This is a genomic window from Luteimonas yindakuii, assembly GCF_004803715.2.
GTDB classification, from domain to species: Bacteria; Pseudomonadota; Gammaproteobacteria; order Xanthomonadales; family Xanthomonadaceae; genus Luteimonas; species Luteimonas yindakuii.
Window position 1 is genome coordinate 1,677,269 of sequence record NZ_CP039383.2, and the last position, 17,863, is coordinate 1,695,131.

Below are 17,863 nucleotides of genomic sequence, written 5' to 3' on the forward strand. Positions count from 1 at the left end.
CCCATTCAGTTTGTCGGCTCCGCCTTCCGGGTGACCTGCGCATACGCCGCGAGTGCGGCCTGGCGGCCCTCCGCCATCCCCACCAGGGGTTGATGCGGATAGCCGCGAAGCTGCTTCAGCAGCGGGTCCGGCGCCTCCCACGGTGCGAAGCGGTGCGCGGGCGGAAGCACGTCCAGTTCCGGTATCCACCGGGAGATATAGGCCGCATCGGGGTCGAAGCGCCTTGCCTGCAGGACCGGGTTGAACACGCGGAAATACGGCGCGGCATCGGCGCCGGTGCCTGCCACCCATTGCCATCCCATGGTGTTGTTGGCGAGGTCGGCATCCACCAGGGTGTCCCAGAACCAGCGCGCACCGTGCCGCCAGTGCACGCGCAGGTGCTTGGTGAGGTAGCTCGCCGCAAGCATGCGCACGCGGTTGTGCATCCAGCCCGTTTGCCAGAGCTCGCGCATGCCTGCATCGACGATCGGTACGCCGGTACGCCCACGCTGCCAGGCGGCAAGCACGCCGTGCTGCGGGCGTGCCCACGGGAAATCGGCGAAGCGCGGGTCGAGATCGGCATCCACCGTATGCGGGTAGTGGTGCAGCAGATGGTGGGCGAATTCCCGCCAGCCCAGCTGTGCCAGACAGACGTCACCAGCCTCGCCCAGGCCGGCATCGATCACCGCCTGCGCAACGCGCGCGACCGAGATCTCGCCGAAGTGCAGGTGCGGCGACAACCGCGAGGTGCCTTCGACAGCGGGCAGGTCGCGGGCCCGTGGGTAGTCCGCCAGGCTCGCCTGCAGGAAGCGGGATAGCGCATCTTCCGCGCCCTCTTCCCCGGGAGTGAAGCGTTCCCAGCATCCGTGGTCCCAGCCACGGCGCGGCGCGAGGTGCAGGCCCTCCAGCGGGACGCCATGCGGTACGGCGTCGTCGTCTTCCGGCGCCTCGAAGTGGTCCGGCGCCTGCCACAGGCGTGGCGTGCGCCACTGGCCGCGGGCTCGCTTCCAGAACGGCGTGAACACGCGGTAGGGATCCCCCTGCGCGGTCTCCACTTCCCACGGCTCGAACAGCAGCGAACCGTTGAAGCTCTCCGCGCGCAGGCCGGCACGCCGCAGCGCGCCCTTGATGATGGTGTCGCGCGCCTCGACGACGGGTTCGTAGCGCCGGTTCCAGAACACCGCCTCGGCATCGACGGCGGCGGCGAGGGATTCCAGCGTCGCCTGCGTCGGGCCATGGAAGCAACGCAGCATCGAACCGCGCGCACGCAGGCGATCGTCCAGCGCCTTCAGGGAGCGATGTCGCCAAGCGTCGGAGGCGGCACCCGGCGGCCACTCGCCTTCTTCGGCCGGCGCGTGGATGTCCACCATCAGCGGCTGGTAGCCGCCCTCGACAGCAGCCCGCAGGGCCGGGTTGTCGTCGAGACGCAGATCGTTGCGGAACCAGACCAGGGCGATGGGCATGGCGCAGTCTCGACCGTCCGCGTGAGCCGCGCGTCAAACAGCGGTCGCGGCGGGTAGCGCCTGGCCGCCGATGTATTCGCGCGGGATGCGGTCGTTCAGACCCGTCAGCAGCTCGTACGGAATGGTGCCGGCGGCACTGGCGAGCGCCTCGACGCGGATCGACGCGTCACCCTGGCGGCCGATCAGCACCACCTCGTCCTCGTTCCAGGTACTGCTGCTGCCGATGTCGACCATGAACTGGTCCATGCACACCCGGCCCACGACCGGATACGACTGCCCGTGGATGAGCGCACGGCCGCGCGAAGACAGCGCACGCGGATAGCCGTCGCCATAGCCGAGCGGCACCGTCACCACGCGGGTGTCCGACGGCGCGGTCCAGCTGCCGCCGTAGCTCACCGTGCGCCCGGCGCGCACCACCTTGAAGTAGACCACCCGCGACACCAGCGACAGCGCGGGCTCCACGGTGATCGTGGGCTGTGACGCGGGATCGGGCATCACTCCGTAGACGAGGATGCCGGGGCGCACGAGGTCGAGGTGGGTGTCGGAGAAATGCAGCACGCCGCCCGAGTTGGCGAGGTGGCGCAAAGGCATCGGCGCGCCGATCCGGTCGAAATGCGCGCAGGCATCGAGGAAGCGCTCCAGCTGCAATGCCGTCATCGGTGCGTCCGGGTCGTCCGCGCATGCGAGGTGCGAATAGACGCCCTTGATCTCGCACCAGCGCGAAGCCGTTGCCGCCTCGATGAAGGGGCCTGCCGAGTACTCGTGGACACCGATGCGCTCCATGCCGGTGTCGATCTTGAGATGCACCACCGCGCGCCGCCCCAGTGCCTGCGCCGCGGCCTCGACCTGGCGCAGCTTCTCCACCGAGGACACGGTGATCTCCAGGTCGTGGACGATGAACTGCGCGATCTGCGGGCCGAAGATGCCGCCAAGCACGAGGATCGGCACGGTGATGCCTGCCCGACGCAGCGCGATGCCCTCCTCCACGAACGCGACGCCGAGCTGATCGACCCCGTTCGCCTGCAGGTGCCGCGCCACCGGCACCAGGCCGTGCCCGTAGGCGTTGGCCTTGACGATGGCCATCACCGGCACCCGCACATGCGCGCGGATGCGCTGCAGGTTGCCGGCGATGCGGTCGAGATCGACCAGGATCCGGGTCGGACGCTCGGTGGCGGAGACGCTCATGCGGGGTCCATGGGCGGGCGCGGGGCCCGGGCGCGTCCGATTCTAGCGATGGCGACCGCCGCTGAAACCGCGACGGCCGCAGAGGCTGAAGCCGCAGCAGCGCCTATTCGAAGCTGCCCATCGCGTCGTGCGCGAGGTTGTCGAAGCGCGTGTACTCGCCGAAGAAACGCAGCTTGAAGGAGCCGGTCGGGCCGCTTCGATGCTTGCCGATGATGATCTCGGCCAGCCCCTTGTCCGGCGACGCTTCCTTGTTGTAGTACTCGTCGCGGTAAATGAAGATGATCATGTCGGCGTCCTGCTCGATCGCGCCCGACTCGCGCAGGTCGGCCATCACCGGGCGCTTGTCGGTACGCGATTCCAGCGAGCGGTTGAGCTGCGACAGCGCGATCACCGGCACGTTGAGCTCCTTCGCCAGGCCCTTGAGCGAACGCGAGATCTCCGAGATCTCGGTGGCGCGGTTCTCCTTGTTGCCCGGCACCTGCATCAGCTGCAGGTAGTCGATCACCACCAGCCCGAGGTCGTACTCGCGCTTGAGCCGACGCGCCTTGGCACGCAGCACGTCGGGCGACAGGCCCGGCGTGTCGTCGATGAAGATCTTCGACTCCTTGAGCATGCGGATCGCCGCGGTCACCCGGCTCCAGTCCTCGTCCTCTAGCTGGCCGGTGCGCAGGCGCGTCGCGTTGATGCGCCCGTTGGAGGAGATCAGGCGCAACGCGAGCTGACTGGCCGACATTTCCATCGAGAACACCGCCACGGCCTTCTTCGACTTCAGCGCGGCGTATTCGGCGATGTTGAGCGCGAGCGTGGTCTTGCCCATGGCCGGACGCGCCGCAAGGATCAACAGGTCGGTCGGCTGCAGGCCGGAGGTCATCTGGTCGAAGGCCTCGTAGCCGGTCGGCAGCCCGGTGATGCCTTCGCCGTTGGCGAAGCGCGTCTGCAGGACGTCGAACGCCTCCGCCATCGCCTTGTTGATGGCGGTGAAGTCGGTGCGTCCGCGCGCGCCGGCCTCGGCGATCGCGAACACCTGCTGCTCGGCCTTGGCGAGGATTTCACCGGAGTCGCGGCCATCGGGCTGGAAGCCGTCGTTGACGATCTCGGTGCCGACGTCGATCAGCTGCCGCATCACCGCCTTGTCGCGCACGATCTCGGCATAGGCGCGGATGTTGGCGGCCGACGGCGTGGTGCTGGCCAGTTCGACCAGGTAGGCGCCACCGGCGACCTGTTCGGCCAGACCCTGCGATTCGAACCACTCGCCCAGCGTCACCGCGTCGAACGGGCGGTTGCGTTCGGCAAGCTCGCGGATCGCGCGGTAGATCAGCTGGTGGTCGCGGCGGTAGAAGTCCTTGTCGACCAGCATGTCGGCGATGCGGTCGAACGCCTCCGGCGCTAGCATCAGCCCACCGAGGACCGCCTGCTCGGCCTCCACCGACTGGGGCGGAATGCGCAGCTGTTCGAGGCGGCCCTCGCGGGCGTCGTGCTCGTGACCGGCGCGGTCGCCGAATCGGGGGCGGGCGGACATCTTCTGGGGAACTCCGGACAGGCGGTGCCGCGGTCGTGCTTGCGGCAGGAAACATCGATGCTAGTGCCGATGGCTGTGGGTACGCGATGGAACAAGCTGTGGATAACTCGGCCATGCTGGCGCTGGTCGATCTCACTGCCTGCGAAACACCAGCGCCCGAAAACACGAAGGGCGCCCTGCGGCGCCCTCCGGTAGCTCCAGGTTGGCAGCGCGGATCAGACCGCGACTGCTTCCGGCTCGATCACCACCTTCACCGGCGTCTCGACGTCGGCGTGCATGTGGATGACCACTTCGTACTCGCCCACGTGGCGGAACGGGCCTTCGCCCATCACCACTTCGGACTTGTGGACCTCGACGCCCGACTGCGCCGACAGCGCCTCGGCGATGTCGCGGTTGGTCACCGAACCGTAGAGCTTGCCTTCCGACGAGGCATTGGCCTTCACGTTCACGGTGAAGCCTTCCAGCTTCGACAGGCGCGAGCTGGCGGCTTCCAGCTGGTCCTTGGCCTTGGCCTCGTACTCGGCACGCTTGGCCTCGAACGACGCGAGGTTGTCGGCGGTCGCCGGCACGGCCTTGCCCTGCGGCACCAGGAAGTTGCGGCCGTAACCCGGCTTCACGCTGACGGTGTCGCCGAGGTTGCCGAGGTTGGTGATCTTCTGCAGCAGGATCAGTTTCATGGGTGTTGCTCCGTGTTCGTTAGCGGCGACGCGCGCCGCAACGGGTGCTGTCCGAAACGGACGGGAACCTCCCCCAAGGGAGGCCCGTGCTTAGACGTTGTGGTTGTCGGTGTACGGGATCAGCGCGAGGTAACGGGCGCGCTTGACCGCGTTGGCCAGCTGGCGCTGGTAGCGCGACTTGGTGCCGGTGATGCGGCTCGGCACGATCTTGCCGTTCTCGGTGATGTTCTGGCGCAGGGTGTTGAGATCCTTGTAATCGATCTCCTTCACACCCTCGGCGGTGAACTTGCAGTACTTGCGGCGACGGAAGAACTTGGACATGACGTGATTCCTCAGGCGGCTTCGGCGGTGTCGTCGGCCTTGTCGGCCTTCTGGGCGTCGTCACCGGACTCGTCGTCACGGCGGCGGCGTTCGCTGCGCTCGGGCTTGTCGCCCTTGTCGTCCTTGTTCTTCATGATCAGCGACTGCTCGGTGACCGCCTCGTCGCGGCGGATCACCAGGTGGCGCAGGATCGCGTCGTTGAAGCGGAAGGTCTCGACCAGTTCGTTCAACACGGCCTGGTCGGCTTCGATGTTGAACATCACGTAGTGGGCCTTGACCAGGTTGTTGATCGGGTACGCCAGCTGGCGGCGGCCCCAGTCTTCAAGTCGGTGGACCTTGCCGTTGCCGGTGTCGACCATCGAGGTGTAACGCTCGATCATCGCCGGCACCTGCTCGCTCTGGTCCGGATGGACCAGGAACACGATTTCGTAGTGGCGCATGGTGGTTCCTTTCGGTTATCGGCCGGCGGAAGTGGAACCGCCGGGAAGGACAGCCCCCCGTCGCCGCCCTCGGGCGGGCGCGGTGGAGCAAGGGCTCGCCCGGCACGGGGCCACAGCGAGCCGCGCATTATGGAGGATCAACGACTTGCCCGCAATCGCGGGCGACGGACGGCTCAGGCGGCCTTGTCGGCGTCGGTAGTGAAACTCTCGCCGCAGCCGCATTCCGCGGCGGCATTGGGGTTGCGGAACACGAATTCGTGGTTCAGCCCCTTCTGCGCGAAATCGATCTCGGTACCGTCCACCATCGGCTGGCTGGTGGCATCGACATGGATGCGCAAGCCTTCGTACTCGTGGACGGTATCGCCGGGGCGCTCCTCGCGCGCGATGTCGACCACGTAGCCCCAGCCCGAGCAGCCGGTGCGTTCGACGCCGAAACGGATGCCCAGCGCACCGGGGGTGGATTCGACGAAGCGGCGGGCGCGTTCCAGGGCGGCAGGTGCAAGAGTGATGGCCATGCCGCGATTCTAGCCCGCGGGGCCGCGGGCCGCCTTAGCGGAGGCTGAGTTTTCGGTAGACTGCGGCGTTCCGACAACGATTCTCGGCACGGGATTTTCAGCATGACGACGGTAAGCGTGGCGCAGGCGCTGGCAGGCAAGGTGCCGGAAGGCGGCGAGGTGACGGTGCGTGGCTGGGTACGGACCCGGCGCGACTCCAAGGCCGGCCTGAGCTTCGTCAATGTCAGCGACGGCTCCGGCTTCCATCCGATCCAGGTCGTCGCCCCGGCGGAGCTGGCCAACTACGACAGCGAAGTGAAGCGGCTGACCGCCGGTTGCGCGGTGGTTGCGCGCGGCACGCTGGTGAAATCGCAGGGCCAGGGCCAGCAGTTCGAGATCCAGGCCCGCGCGGTCGAGGTGGTCGGCTGGGTCGAGGACCCGGAAACCTATCCGATCCAGCCCAAGGCGCATTCGCTGGAATTCCTGCGCGAGGTCGCCCACCTGCGCCCGCGTACCAACCTGTTCGGGGCGGTCACCCGCATCCGCCACTGCCTCGCGCAGGCGGTGCACCGCTATTTCCACGAGCAGGGCTACTACTGGATCAGCACCCCGGTCATCACCACCTCGGACGCCGAGGGCGCCGGGCAGATGTTCCGGGTGTCGACGCTGGACCTGGCCAACCTGCCGCGCAGCGCCGACGGCAGCATCGATTTCTCGCGCGACTTCTTCGGCCGCGAGGCGTTCCTGACCGTGTCCGGCCAGCTCAACGTCGAGGGCTACTGCCTGGCGCTGTCGAAGGTCTACACCTTCGGCCCGACCTTCCGCGCCGAGAACTCCAACACCACCCGTCACCTCGCCGAATTCTGGATGGTGGAGCCCGAGATCGCTTTCGCCGACCTCGCCGAGAACGCGCGGGTGGCCGAGGACTTCCTCAAGTACCTGTTCCGTGCGGTGCTCGACGAGCGCGCGGACGACATGGCGTTCATCGCCGAGCGGGTGCAGAAGGACGCCATCAGCCGGATGGAGAAGTTCGTCAACGCGCCGTTCGAGCGCATCGAATACACCGAGGCGGTGGAACTGCTGCGCAACACCGGGCACAAGTTCGACTTCCCCGCCGAGTGGGGACTTGACCTGCAGACCGAGCACGAGCGCTGGCTGACCGAGCAGCACGTCGGCCGCCCGGTGGTGGTGACCAACTACCCCGAGCACATCAAGGCGTTCTACATGCGCCTCAACGACGACGGAAAGACCGTTGCGGCGATGGACGTGCTGGCACCGGGCATCGGCGAGATCATCGGCGGTTCGCAGCGCGAGGAGCGCTTGGACGTGCTGGACGCACGCATGGACCAGTTCGGCCTTGACCGCGAGCACTACGGCTGGTACCGCGATTTCCGCCGCTACGGCACGGTGCCGCATGCCGGTTTCGGCCTCGGCTTCGAGCGCCTGGTGGTCTATGTCTGCGGACTGTCGAACATCCGCGACGCGATCCCCTACCCCCGCGCACCGGGCCATGCGGAGTTCTGAACCGTGATCCTGTTCATGGCCCTGGTGTTCGTCGGCGTCGCGATCGGCGGCACCTGCGCCTTCGTGATCTTCTGGCCGCTGTCGCTGGTGCACCTGCGCGAACGCGAACCCGCGGTGCGCGCGCGGCTGGGCGAAAACGCATTCCTGCGCCCCGCCGCCTTGCGCTGGCTGCTGTCGGGAGGCTACCGCGAGGTCGCAGACCGCCAGTTCACCGGCCTCGCCACGCCGGCACGCATCGCGCTGGTGGTCACCATGATCGGCCTCGTATTCGCAGGCCTGCTCGCCCTGTGGGCGCTGAGCTGAGGAAGCCATGCACGAGATCCGCAACCCCGCCGACGAACGCACCTATGACGAGTGGTGGCTGGCCACCCTCGCCCGCACCGTGGTCTGGGCCCGGCTGCGCGTACGCGCCGGGGGCACCGCAGAGGTCTTCGACAGCGACGGCAACACGCTGGCCTATGACAGCGAGGACACCGCGCGCGCCGCGCTGCTGGATGCCGAATTCGTCGGCTACGACGGCCTCGACGAGGACGATGCCCTGGCACGTGGGTTCTCGCTCGACGAACTCGCGCCGCCGCAGGCCGGCGACGACGACCAGCTGCGCCCGCTGATGATCCATCGCCTGGCCGGCGGCAACGCCTGACCTGATCCGCAGGGGAGCAGTGCATGGACCTCGACCTCACTGGCAAGCACGCCCTGGTCTGCGGCGGCTCGGAAGGCATCGGCCGCGCGGCGGCGCATGAACTCGCCCTGCTCGGCGCCGTCGTGACCGTGCTGGCGCGGCGCGAGGACGCGCTGCGGGCGGTCGTCGATGCGCTGCCCGCCGCGCACGGGCAGCAGCACGCCTGGTGCGTCGCCGACTTCGCCGATACCGCGACCCTGCAGGCAAGCGTGCAGGCGCTGGTCGCGCAGCGCCCCGTCGACATTCTGGTCAACAACACCGGCGGTCCGCCGGGTGGCAGCGCCCACGAGGCACCCGTCGGCGCCTATCTCGATGCGTTCCATCGCCATCTCGTGGCCGGGCAGACGCTGGTACAGGCGGTGTTGCCGCAGATGCGCGCGCGCGGCTGGGGCCGCATCGTCAACGTGGTCTCGACCTCGGTGCGCGAGCCCATCGCCGGCCTCGGCGTGTCCAATACCGTGCGCGGCGCGGTGGCGGGCTGGGCGAAGACGCTCTCGCGCGAGCTGGCTGCCGACGGCATCACCGTCAACAACGTGCTGCCCGGCTTCACCGAGACCGGGCGCATCGACCAGATCGTGCGCGACCGCGCGGCGCGCGAAGGGCGCGACGAGGCGGCCATCCGCGCCGAGATGGCCGCGGGCGTGCCGGCACGCCGTTTCGCGCGGCCGGAGGAGACCGGCGGGGTCATCGCCTTCCTGTGTTCGCCGGCCGCGGCCTACATCAACGGCGTCAGCCTGGCGGTGGACGGCGGGCGGATGGCCTCGATCTGACAGCGGTAAGCTGTGCGGATGCTGCGATACCAACACCTTATCGGCGGGCAGCCGCATGGATCGGACCGCTGGCTCGAGGTCGCCGACCCGGCGCGTGGCGTCGGCTATGCCGAAGTCGCCGATGGCACGGCGGCCGATGTCAATGCCGCGGTCGCTGCAGCCTCGCAGGCGTTTCCGGAATGGAGCGGCTGGTCCTCCGAACGACGTGCGCGCTGCCTTGAGCGGCTGGCGGATGCGATCGAAGCGCGGCTCGACGATTTCGCCCACGCCGAAGCGCGCGACGGCGGCAAGCCCTATGCGCTGGCGCGCGATGCGGAGATCCCGCGCGCGATCGCCAACCTGCGCTTCTTCGCCCATGCCGCCACCCAGTTCGCCAGCGAGTGCCATCACGGCCAGGCCGGGCTGAACTACACGCTGCGGCTGCCGCTGGGGGTGGTCGCCACGATCTCGCCGTGGAACCTGCCGCTGTACCTGTTCACCTGGAAGATCGCGCCGGCGCTGGCGGCCGGCAACACGGTGGTGGCGAAGCCGTCGGAGATCACACCGGCCACGGCCACGATGCTCGGCGAACTGCTGCAGGACGCAGGCTTTCCCGATGGCGTGCTCAACATCGTCCATGGCCGTGGCGCCGTCGTTGGCGAGGCACTGGTGGCGCATCCGCAGGTCCGCGCGATCTCGTTCACCGGCAGCACCGCGGTCGGCCGGCGAATTGCGGCGATCGCCGCGCCGATGCTGAAGAAGCTGTCGCTGGAGCTGGGCGGCAAGAACGCAACGCTCGTCTTCGGCGACAGCGACTGGGAAGCCCAGCTCGACACCATCGTGCGCTCGACCTTCCAGAACAGCGGACAGATCTGCCTGTGCGGGTCGCGGCTGCTGGTGGAACGGTCGATCTGGCACCGCTTCCGCGACGCGCTGGTCGCACGCGTGGGCGAGCTGGTGCCGGGCGACCCCATGGATCCGGATGCGCGCATGGGGCCGCTGGTCTCGCAGGCGCACTTCGACAAGGTCATGGCCGCCATGACGCGTGCGCGCGATGAAGGCGCGCGCGTGCTCTGCGGCGGCCATGCGCTCGACCGCCCGGGCTGGTTCGTCGCGCCGACGCTGCTGGAAGGGCTCGGCGCCGACACGGCGACCAACCGCGAGGAGATCTTCGGTCCCGTCGCCACGCTGCAGCCGTTCGACGACGATGCCCACGCGCTCGCACTTGCCAACGCCAGCGATTACGGCCTGGCCGCCAGCGTCTGGACGCGCGACCTCGCCCGCGCGCACCGGTTCGCCGCCGAGTTGCGGGTGGGCATCGTGTGGATCAACAGCTGGCTGGTACGCGACCTGCGCACGCCGTTCGGTGGCACCGGCCAGTCCGGCGTCGGCCGCGAGGGTGGCTTCGAGGCGATGCGCTTCTCCACCGAAGCGAAGAACGTGAGCCTGCCTTTCGGATGAGTCTGGAATAATCCCCGCATGGGCGAACTCGACAACCTCCTGCAACGCAACCGCGACTGGGCCGAACGCATCTCCCGCGACGATCCGGGCTTCTTCGACCGTCTGTCGACACAGCAGACACCGCGCTACCTGTGGATCGGCTGTTCCGATTCGCGGGTGCCGGCCAACCAGATCCTCGGCCTCGACCCGGGCGAGGTGTTCGTCCACCGCAACATCGCCAACGTGATGTCGCACGGCGACCTCAACGCGCTGTCGGTGATCCAGTTCGCGGTGGACATCCTCAAGGTGGAACACATCCTGCTGGTCGGCCATTACGGCTGCGGCGGCGTGCACGCGGCGATGACCGGCACCCGCCTGGGCCTGGCCGACAACTGGCTGCGCCACGTCGGCGACCTCACCAAGAAGCATGCGCCGCTGCTGGCATCCGTCGGCGACCCCTCGCTGCGCCACGCGCGCATGTGCGAGCTCAACGCGATCGAACAGGCGTTCAACGTGTGCGAGACCACCGTGGTCCAGGACGCCTGGGCGCGGGGCCAGCAACTGACCGTGCACGGCTGGGTCTACGCGCTTGGCGATGGCCGCGTGCGCGAGCTGTCGATGGATGTCGGTGGACCCCAAGCCCTGGCGCCCGCCTATGCCACGGCGGTGGCCGAGGTTGCCGCGGTCGCCGCACGCGGACGGCGCGATGACTGACGTCGTCCACGCCGGCGCCGCACCGCGCCCGGTCGGGCGCTATCCGCATGCACGCCGGGTCGGCGACCTGCTGTTCCTGTCCGGCATCGGCCCGCGCGATCCGCGCACCGATACGGTCCCCGGCAACGTGTTCGATGACGGCCAGCTCGTCGCCCACGACATCGCCATGCAGACGCGCGCGGTGTTCGCCAACGTGCGTGCGGTGCTCGAGGCCAGCGGGGCGCGCTGGGAAGACCTCGTCGATGTCACCGTCTACCTGACCGACATGGCCGGCGATTTCGCCAGCTACAACGCGGTATGGGCCGAAGCCTTCCCCGACCCGGACACCGCGCCGTGCCGGACCACGCTCGGCATCACCGCGCTGCCGACGCCGATCGCCATCGAGGTGAAATGCATCGCCGCCATCCGGTCGCCGATGCAGGCCTGATGCCGCCGGCAATCGCGGGCGCCGCGTGCCGGCAACGACATTCCACGTGGAGGATTCCGAGATGATTCCCGCCCCGCTGAACTTCCAGAAGTGGATCGAGGACAACCGCCACCTGCTCAAGCCGCCGGTGGGCAACAAGTGCATCTACGACGGCGACTTCATCGTGATGGTGGTCGGCGGGCCCAATGCACGCACCGACTACCACTACGAGGACGGCCCGGAGTGGTTCTACCAGCTCGAAGGCGAGATGGTGCTGCGCATCCAGGAGGACGGGAAGGTACGCGACATCCCGATCCGTGCCGGCGAGACCTTCCTGCTGCCGCCGCGCATCCCGCACTCGCCGCAGCGCGCGGAAGGATCGATCGGGATCGTCATCGAGCGTCGCCGGCTGCCGCATGAGGACGACGGCCTGATGTGGTTCTGCGTGCAGTGCAATACGAAGCTGTACGAGGAATTCTTCCACCTCATCGATATCGAGCAGGACTTCTTCCGCGTGTTCGAAGCCTTCTACCGCAGCGACGACCTGCGCACCTGCAAGAGCTGCGGGCATCTCAATCCGCGGCCCACGCGCTACGAGATGCAGGCGGACTCGCAGGCCGACATCACCTGAATCCGCCCGGCGGTGAGGTGGCCGGCGCACCGGGCATGCGGGGTTTGCCATGGCGGGCGCACATCGGCGCGGGCCCTCGGGCCCGGTGGGGCGAGACGGCGGATACGGGTCGCCCGCCCGGTCGGCGTCGTCTACGATGGCCGGCATGCTGAAAATCGACATCCACGCCCATTACCTGCCGCGCGACTGGCCGGATCTCGCCAGGAAGTACGGCGATGCGCGCTTCCCGGTGATTCACCACACCCCGGACGGGCGCCACCGCATCTACAAGGACGGCAGGTTCTTCCGCGAGATCTGGTCGAAGACCTGGGATGCGCAGGAGCGCATCGACGACTTCGCGCGCTTCGGCGTGCAGGTACAGGTCATCAGCACGGTGCCGGTGATGTTCAGCTACTGGGCGCGGCCGCAGCATGCGCTGGAGCTGCACCAGGCGCTCAACGACCACATGGCGCAGACCTGCCGCGACTTCCCGCGCCACTACGCCGGCATCGGCACGGTGCCGCTGCAGTCGCCGCGGCTGGCGGTGCAGGAACTCGAACGCTGCATCGACCAGCTCGGGTTGCAGGGCGTGCAGATCGGCTCGCACGTGCAGCTGTCGGACGGCCAGCACTGGAACCTCGACGCGCCGGAACTGTTTCCGTTCTTCGAGGCGGCGGCCGACCTGGGCGCGGCGATCCTCGTGCATCCCTGGGACATGATGGGCACCGACACCATGCCCAAGTACTGGCTGCCATGGCTGGTGGGAATGCCCGCCGAACAGTCGCGTGCCGCCTGTTCGCTGGTGTTCGGCGGCGTGCTCGAGCGCCTGCCGAAGCTGAAGATCTGCATGGCCCATGGCGGCGGGAGCTTCCCGTACACGATCGGCCGCATCGAACACGGCTTCAACATGCGGCCCGACCTCGTCGCCACCGACAATCCGCACAATCCACGCGGCTACCTCAAGCGCATGTACTTCGATTCCTGGGTGGCCGACCCCCACGCGCTGCGCTACCTCATCGAGACCTGCGGCATCGACCGGGTGATGCTGGGCACCGACTACCCGTTCCCGCTGGGCGAACAGACCCCCGGTGCCGGCATCGCCGAACTCGGCCTCGATGCCGAAGGACAGGCACGCCTCTACCACGGCACCGCACTCGAATGGCTGGGCCTGCCGCTGTCGCGGTTCGCGTGATGCGGCACGTGTGTGCCGGCTGCCATTCCCGGACGAAGCGGGCAGCGACCGTGACCAGCGCCCTCGCCTTCATGCCGGACGTCGCCCCCTCCGGCTTCCCCTCCGTGTCCAGCCGCGTTGTCCGCGGTGACTGGCAGACCCCATGACCGACCTGCTCTCCGACGACCACGCGCGCGAACTCGACGCGGGCGATCCGCTTGCGGCGCTGCGCCGCGAATTCCACCTGCCCCGCCATGGCAATGGCGAACAGGCCTACTTCTGCGGCAATTCACTGGGCCTGCAGCCGCGCGGTGCGCGCGCGCATGTCGAGGAAGTGCTCGACAAGTGGGCACATGAGGCCGTGGAGGGCCATTTCCGCGGCCAGGCGCAATGGATGCCCTACCACGAGCTGGTTACCGCACCGCTTGCCGCGGTCGTCGGTGCCGGGCCTGCCGAGGTGGTGGCGATGAACTCGCTCACCGCCAACCTCCACCTGCTGATGGTGAGCTTCTACCGGCCCACCGCGGAGCGCCCGGCGATCCTGATCGAGGCCGGCGCGTTCCCTTCGGACCGCCATGCGGTGGCCTCGCAGATCCGCTTCCACGGCTTCGACCCCGCCACCGACCTGATCGAACTCGAGCCCGACCTGCCCGGCGGCACGCTGTCGATGGCGGCGATCGCCGACGCCATCGAACGCCACGGCCCACGGCTTGCGCTGGTGCTGTGGCCCGGCGTGCAGTACCGCACCGGACAGGCCTTCGACCTCGCGGAGATCACACGCCTCGGCCATGTCGCCGGAGCGATGGTGGGCTTCGACCTCGCCCATGCGGCGGGCAACCTGCCGCTGCAACTGCATGACGCGAACGCCGACTTCGCCGTGTGGTGCCACTACAAGTACCTCAACAGCGGGCCTGGCGCGGTAGCGGGCGCCTTCGTCCACGCACGCCATGCGCGTACCGACCGGCCGCGCTTCGCCGGCTGGTGGGGCCACGACAGGTCCACGCGCTTCCGCATGGGTCCGGAGTTCGTGCCCACGCCCGGTGCCGAAGGCTGGCAACTTAGCAACCCGCCGATCCTGGGCCTGGCGCCGTTGCGCGCCTCGCTGGATCTGTTCGCCCGCGCCGGCATGGACGCGTTGCGTGCACGATCGGAACGCCTGACCGGCTACCTGGAATCGCTGGTGCGCACGCAACTCGACGACACGCTGGAGATCCTCACGCCGGCCGATCCCGCGCAGCGCGGCTGCCAGCTGTCGCTGCGGGTGCGCGCCGGCCGCGATGCCGGTCGTGTCCTGTTCGACCACCTCGCCGCCGATGGCGTACTCGGCGACTGGCGCGAACCCGATGTGATCCGCATTTCGCCGGCCCCGCTCTACAACTCGCATGCCGATGTGCTGCGCTTTGCCCGCAGCGCGCTGTCATGGCGCGATGGAAGCGGCGTGGGGGCGGTGTCGTGAAGCCCGCCGCCGGCCAGCGCATCGTGATCGTCGGCGCGGGCCTCGCCGGGGCGCTGCTCGGCGCCCTGCTTGCCCGTCAGGGCTGGCAGGTGGAGCTCCATGAGAAACGTGGCGACCCGCGCCAACAGGGTTATGCCGGCGGCCGCTCGATCAACCTCGCGCTCGCCGAGCGCGGACGCCATGCACTGCGAGAGGCCGACGCCGACGAGGCGGTGATGCGACACGCGGTGATGATGCGCGGCCGCATGGTGCATTTCGCCGACGGCACCCAGCAGCTGCAGCGTTACGGCCGCGATGATTCCGAAGTGATCTGGTCCGTGCACCGTGGGGACCTCAACATCACCCTGCTCGGGATCGCCGAGGCCGCCGGCGCGCATCTGCATTTCGACAGCCGCCTGGATACGGTCGACTTCGATTCCCGCCGCGCCTGCTTCATCGACGATCGCGACGGCGGTGCGGTGGAGGTCGCATTCGACGCCCTGATCGGCGCCGACGGCGCCGGTTCGGCGCTGCGCGCGGCGATCACAGCGGTGACCGATCTTGGCGAACGGGTCGAGCCGCTGGGCCACTCGTATCGCGAACTGGTGATCCCACCAGCCGAGGACGGAGGCTTCCGCATCGAGCCCAACGCCCTGCACATCTGGCCGCGCGGCGACTACATGTGCATCGCCCTGCCCAACGACGAGCGCACCTTCACCGTCACCCTGTTCATGCCCAACCATGGCGATCCGGGCTTCAACACCGTGCGTACGCCGGCACAGGCCCGCGCGCTGTTCGAGCGCGACTTCGCCGATGCGCTCGAGTTGATCCCGGACCTCGAAGCGGACTGGCAGGCCAACCCGGTCGGCATGCTGGCCACGCTGTATCTGGATCGCTGGTCGCTGGATGGTCGCGCGGTGCTGATGGGCGACGCCGCGCACGCGATGGTGCCGTTCCACGGCCAGGGCATGAACTGCGCGTTCGAGGACTGCGTGTCGCTGGCGCGCCATATCGCCGGCGCGGACTCGTTCGAGGCCGCGTTCGCCGCCTTCGAGGTCGAGCGCAAGCCGAATGCCGAGGCGATCCAGCACATGGCGCTGGAGAACTACTACGAGATGCGCGACCGCGTCGACGATGCCGATTACCTGCTCCAGCGCGCCCTCGAACTCGTCCTGCAGGAACGCCACGCCGGCCGCTTCGTACCGCACTACGCGATGGTGACCTTCATGCGCATCCCGTACCGGGTGGCGTTCGAACGCAGCGAGGTGCAGCGCCAGCTGCTGCGCGAGGCGACGGCCGGCATCGAGTCGCTCGACGCGATCGACTGGGACACGCTCGACGCACACGTGCGCGAACGCCTGGACGTGCTGGACCCGGAACGCTGATGCCATCCAGCTTTCTTTTCTACGATCGCGCCAGGTGCACGCCCCGACGCGATTGAAACGATGCCGTCGCCACGGCCGCCGCCAGTGACTCGCCCGGGACACCGCTTTTCATGTCATCCAACTTCCTCTTCTACGATCTCGAAACCTTCGGCAGCGACCCCCGCCGTACGCGGATCGCCCAGTTCGCGGCGATCCGCACCAACGAGTCGCTGGAGGAGATCGAAGCGCCGATCGACATCCTGGTGCGCCCCGCCGACGACCTGCTGCCGTCGCCCGGCGCGACCCTGGTCACCGGCATCGAGCCACAACGCGCCCTGCGCGACGGCATCCGCGAGGCCGAGGCCTTCGCCCTGATCCAGGAAGCAATGGCGCAGCCGCGCACCTGCAGCGTCGGCTACAACTCGCTGCGTTTCGACGACGAATTTATCCGCTGTGGGCTGTACCGCAACTTCCACGATCCCTACGAACGCGAGTGGCGCGGCGGCAACTCGCGCTGGGACCTGCTGGACGTGATGCGGCTGGCGCACGCGCTGCGGCCCGGCGGCATCACCTGGCCGCGCCGCGAGGACGGCGCCACCTCCTTCCGCCTCGAACACCTGGCCACGGCCAACGACGTGCGCGTCGGCGATGCACACGAAGCGGTGTCCGACGTGCGCGCCCTGATCGGCATGGCGCGGCGGCTGCGCCAGTCGCAGCCACGGCTGTGGGACTACGCACTGCGCCTGCGCGACAAGCGCCATGCGGCGTCGCTGCTCGACACCGTGGCGATGCAACCGGTGCTGCACGTCTCCCAGCGCTATCCGGCGTCGCGGATGTGCGCCGCCGCGGTGCTGCCGCTGACGCGCCATCCGCGCATCGACGGTCGCGTGATCGTCTTCGACCTCGAAGGCGAACCCGAACGCCTGCTCGACCTTGAGCCCGAGGAGATCGCCGACCGCCTGTACACGCCGGCGCGTGACCTGCCGGAGGGCGAGACCCGCATCCCGCTGAAGGAGGTCCACCTCAACCGTTGTCCGTCGCTGGTGGCCTGGCGCCACCTCACCCATGCCGACCTGGAGCGCCTTTGCATCGACGATGCGCTGGTGCAGGCGCGCGCGGAACGCCTGCGCGGTGTCGGGCCGGCGCTGGCGGAGAAGGTCCGACGTGTCTACGCCGTAGAAGCCGAGCGCGCGCTTTCCGATGCCGACGGCGCGATCTACGACGGCTTCCTCGGCGACGGCGACCGCAAGCGCTGCGCCGAGGTGCGCGCAACCCCGCCGGACCAGCTCGGCACGCGTAGCTTCGGCTTCCAGGACCCGCGCCTGGACGAGCTGCTGTTCCGCTATCGCGCACGCAACTGGCCGGAGCTTCTGGGCACGGACGAGCGCGTGCGTTGGGATGCCTACCGCCGCCAGCGCCTGGCCGAGGGCAGCGACCTGTCCGAGAACTCGCTGCCGGGTTTCTTCGGCGAGATCGCCCAGTTGCGTGTCGCCCACGCCGGCAATGGCAGCGTCCAGGTGCTGCTGGACCGGCTCGAGAGCTGGGGCCGGGGGATCGCGGCGTCGCTCCAATAGCTGGGCTGGCCTCGACAGCCCTGGAGTCGGGACAGCACGGGCAGGACGGACTCACGGGTGAAGCGGCGTTCTGCGGCACCACCCTAGAATGCCGGCACATCCCCGCTGCGGTGAAC

Annotated in this window: 19 protein-coding genes; 12 read left to right on the forward strand and 7 right to left on the reverse strand. The window is 68.7% G+C overall.

The annotated features are described in order from the left end of the window. Positions 1 to 5: 5 nt before the first annotated feature. The 7 genes from E5843_RS07650 to E5843_RS07680 form a co-directional block, all read right to left on the reverse strand. A complete protein-coding gene (locus tag E5843_RS07650; RefSeq protein ID WP_141065863.1) occupies positions 6 to 1,442 on the reverse strand; it encodes a cryptochrome/photolyase family protein in 1,437 nt (478 codons plus the stop codon). Positions 1,443 to 1,475: 33 nt separating this feature from the next. Then, complete coding sequence (alr, locus tag E5843_RS07655; protein ID WP_136412305.1) at positions 1,476 to 2,627, reverse strand: alanine racemase; 1,152 nt, start codon at positions 2,625 to 2,627, stop codon at positions 1,476 to 1,478. 103 nt (positions 2,628 to 2,730) lie between these two features. Further along, a complete protein-coding gene (locus tag E5843_RS07660) occupies positions 2,731 to 4,146 on the reverse strand; it encodes a replicative DNA helicase (RefSeq protein WP_134673436.1) in 1,416 nt (471 codons plus the stop codon). Positions 4,147 to 4,361: 215 nt separating this feature from the next. Continuing rightward, positions 4,362 to 4,823 carry a 50S ribosomal protein L9 gene (gene rplI / locus E5843_RS07665; RefSeq protein WP_134673437.1) on the reverse strand — a complete coding sequence of 154 codons (462 nt, stop codon included), beginning with the start codon at positions 4,821 to 4,823 and terminating at the stop codon, positions 4,362 to 4,364. Between the two features lie 90 nt (positions 4,824 to 4,913). Next, a complete protein-coding gene (gene rpsR / locus E5843_RS07670) occupies positions 4,914 to 5,144 on the reverse strand; it encodes a 30S ribosomal protein S18 (RefSeq protein WP_134673438.1) in 231 nt (76 codons plus the stop codon). Between the two features lie 11 nt (positions 5,145 to 5,155). Then, the gene (gene rpsF / locus E5843_RS07675; RefSeq protein ID WP_134673439.1) at positions 5,156 to 5,584 is read right to left on the reverse strand and encodes a 30S ribosomal protein S6; all 429 of its coding nucleotides are present in this window, start codon (positions 5,582 to 5,584) and stop codon (positions 5,156 to 5,158) included. Between the two features lie 173 nt (positions 5,585 to 5,757). After that, a complete protein-coding gene (locus E5843_RS07680; protein WP_134673440.1) occupies positions 5,758 to 6,099 on the reverse strand; it encodes a HesB/IscA family protein in 342 nt (113 codons plus the stop codon). Between the two features lie 102 nt (positions 6,100 to 6,201). On the opposite strand from E5843_RS07680, the gene asnS reads away from it, so the two are divergent. The 12 genes from asnS (at position 6,202) to sbcB (ending at position 17,747) form a co-directional block, all read left to right on the forward strand. Beyond that, positions 6,202 to 7,602: an asparagine--tRNA ligase gene (asnS, locus tag E5843_RS07685; protein ID WP_141065864.1), complete on the forward strand. Its 1,401-nt coding sequence runs from the start codon at positions 6,202 to 6,204 to the stop codon at positions 7,600 to 7,602. Between the two features lie 3 nt (positions 7,603 to 7,605). After that, positions 7,606 to 7,905 carry a hypothetical protein gene (locus tag E5843_RS07690; protein ID WP_136412306.1) on the forward strand — a complete coding sequence of 100 codons (300 nt, stop codon included), beginning with the start codon at positions 7,606 to 7,608 and terminating at the stop codon, positions 7,903 to 7,905. 7 nt (positions 7,906 to 7,912) lie between these two features. Next, a complete protein-coding gene (locus tag E5843_RS07695; RefSeq protein ID WP_141065865.1) occupies positions 7,913 to 8,245 on the forward strand; it encodes a hypothetical protein in 333 nt (110 codons plus the stop codon). Between the two features lie 23 nt (positions 8,246 to 8,268). Next, positions 8,269 to 9,054, forward strand: a complete 786-nt coding sequence (locus tag E5843_RS07700) for an SDR family oxidoreductase (protein ID WP_136412308.1) — start codon at positions 8,269 to 8,271, stop codon at positions 9,052 to 9,054. 18 nt (positions 9,055 to 9,072) lie between these two features. Beyond that, the gene (locus tag E5843_RS07705) at positions 9,073 to 10,494 is read left to right on the forward strand and encodes an aldehyde dehydrogenase (protein ID WP_136412309.1); all 1,422 of its coding nucleotides are present in this window, start codon (positions 9,073 to 9,075) and stop codon (positions 10,492 to 10,494) included. 18 nt (positions 10,495 to 10,512) lie between these two features. Then, positions 10,513 to 11,187, forward strand: coding sequence for a carbonate dehydratase (can, locus tag E5843_RS07710; RefSeq protein WP_136412310.1), 675 nt, complete (start codon positions 10,513 to 10,515; stop codon positions 11,185 to 11,187). Continuing rightward, positions 11,180 to 11,614 (forward strand): RidA family protein, encoded by a 435-nt coding sequence (locus tag E5843_RS07715; protein ID WP_136412311.1) that lies wholly within the window; start codon positions 11,180 to 11,182, stop codon positions 11,612 to 11,614. The genes can and E5843_RS07715 overlap by 8 nt, the downstream gene beginning before the upstream one ends. A 61-nt stretch (positions 11,615 to 11,675) precedes the next feature. Beyond that, positions 11,676 to 12,224 (forward strand): 3-hydroxyanthranilate 3,4-dioxygenase, encoded by a 549-nt coding sequence (locus E5843_RS07720; RefSeq protein WP_136412312.1) that lies wholly within the window; start codon positions 11,676 to 11,678, stop codon positions 12,222 to 12,224. A gap of 145 nt (positions 12,225 to 12,369) precedes the next feature. Then, positions 12,370 to 13,395: an amidohydrolase family protein gene (locus E5843_RS07725; RefSeq protein ID WP_134673449.1), complete on the forward strand. Its 1,026-nt coding sequence runs from the start codon at positions 12,370 to 12,372 to the stop codon at positions 13,393 to 13,395. A 142-nt stretch (positions 13,396 to 13,537) separates the two neighbouring features. Next, entirely contained in the window at positions 13,538 to 14,830 is a 1,293-nt protein-coding gene (kynU, locus tag E5843_RS07730) for a kynureninase (protein WP_141065866.1), read from the forward strand. Next, positions 14,827 to 16,194, forward strand: a complete 1,368-nt coding sequence (locus tag E5843_RS07735) for an FAD-dependent oxidoreductase (protein WP_136412314.1) — start codon at positions 14,827 to 14,829, stop codon at positions 16,192 to 16,194. Before kynU ends, E5843_RS07735 begins: the two co-directional genes overlap by 4 nt. Before the next feature lie 110 nt (positions 16,195 to 16,304). Further along, positions 16,305 to 17,747, forward strand: coding sequence for an exodeoxyribonuclease I (gene sbcB, locus E5843_RS07740; RefSeq protein WP_136412315.1), 1,443 nt, complete (start codon positions 16,305 to 16,307; stop codon positions 17,745 to 17,747). Positions 17,748 to 17,863: the final 116 nt, after the last annotated feature.

Excerpts from the sequence above, each read along its gene's own strand:
- E5843_RS07650 (WP_141065863.1), bottom strand. The coding sequence starts at position 1,442 with ATGCCCATCGCCCTGGTCTGGTTCCGCAACGATCTGCGTCTCGACGAC.
- alr (WP_136412305.1), bottom strand. The coding sequence starts at position 2,627 with ATGAGCGTCTCCGCCACCGAGCGTCCGACCCGGATCCTGGTCGATCTC.
- E5843_RS07660 (WP_134673436.1), bottom strand. The coding sequence starts at position 4,146 with ATGTCCGCCCGCCCCCGATTCGGCGACCGCGCCGGTCACGAGCACGAC.
- rplI (WP_134673437.1), bottom strand. The coding sequence starts at position 4,823 with ATGAAACTGATCCTGCTGCAGAAGATCACCAACCTCGGCAACCTCGGC.
- rpsR (WP_134673438.1), bottom strand. The coding sequence starts at position 5,144 with ATGTCCAAGTTCTTCCGTCGCCGCAAGTACTGCAAGTTCACCGCCGAG.
- rpsF (WP_134673439.1), bottom strand. The coding sequence starts at position 5,584 with ATGCGCCACTACGAAATCGTGTTCCTGGTCCATCCGGACCAGAGCGAG.
- E5843_RS07680 (WP_134673440.1), bottom strand. The coding sequence starts at position 6,099 with ATGGCCATCACTCTTGCACCTGCCGCCCTGGAACGCGCCCGCCGCTTC.
- asnS (WP_141065864.1), top strand. The coding sequence starts at position 6,202 with ATGACGACGGTAAGCGTGGCGCAGGCGCTGGCAGGCAAGGTGCCGGAA.
- E5843_RS07695 (WP_141065865.1), top strand. The coding sequence starts at position 7,913 with ATGCACGAGATCCGCAACCCCGCCGACGAACGCACCTATGACGAGTGG.
- E5843_RS07700 (WP_136412308.1), top strand. The coding sequence starts at position 8,269 with ATGGACCTCGACCTCACTGGCAAGCACGCCCTGGTCTGCGGCGGCTCG.
- E5843_RS07705 (WP_136412309.1), top strand. The coding sequence starts at position 9,073 with ATGCTGCGATACCAACACCTTATCGGCGGGCAGCCGCATGGATCGGAC.
- can (WP_136412310.1), top strand. The coding sequence starts at position 10,513 with ATGGGCGAACTCGACAACCTCCTGCAACGCAACCGCGACTGGGCCGAA.
- E5843_RS07715 (WP_136412311.1), top strand. The coding sequence starts at position 11,180 with ATGACTGACGTCGTCCACGCCGGCGCCGCACCGCGCCCGGTCGGGCGC.
- E5843_RS07720 (WP_136412312.1), top strand. The coding sequence starts at position 11,676 with ATGATTCCCGCCCCGCTGAACTTCCAGAAGTGGATCGAGGACAACCGC.
- E5843_RS07725 (WP_134673449.1), top strand. The coding sequence starts at position 12,370 with ATGCTGAAAATCGACATCCACGCCCATTACCTGCCGCGCGACTGGCCG.
- kynU (WP_141065866.1), top strand. The coding sequence starts at position 13,538 with ATGACCGACCTGCTCTCCGACGACCACGCGCGCGAACTCGACGCGGGC.
- sbcB (WP_136412315.1), top strand. The coding sequence starts at position 16,305 with ATGTCATCCAACTTCCTCTTCTACGATCTCGAAACCTTCGGCAGCGAC.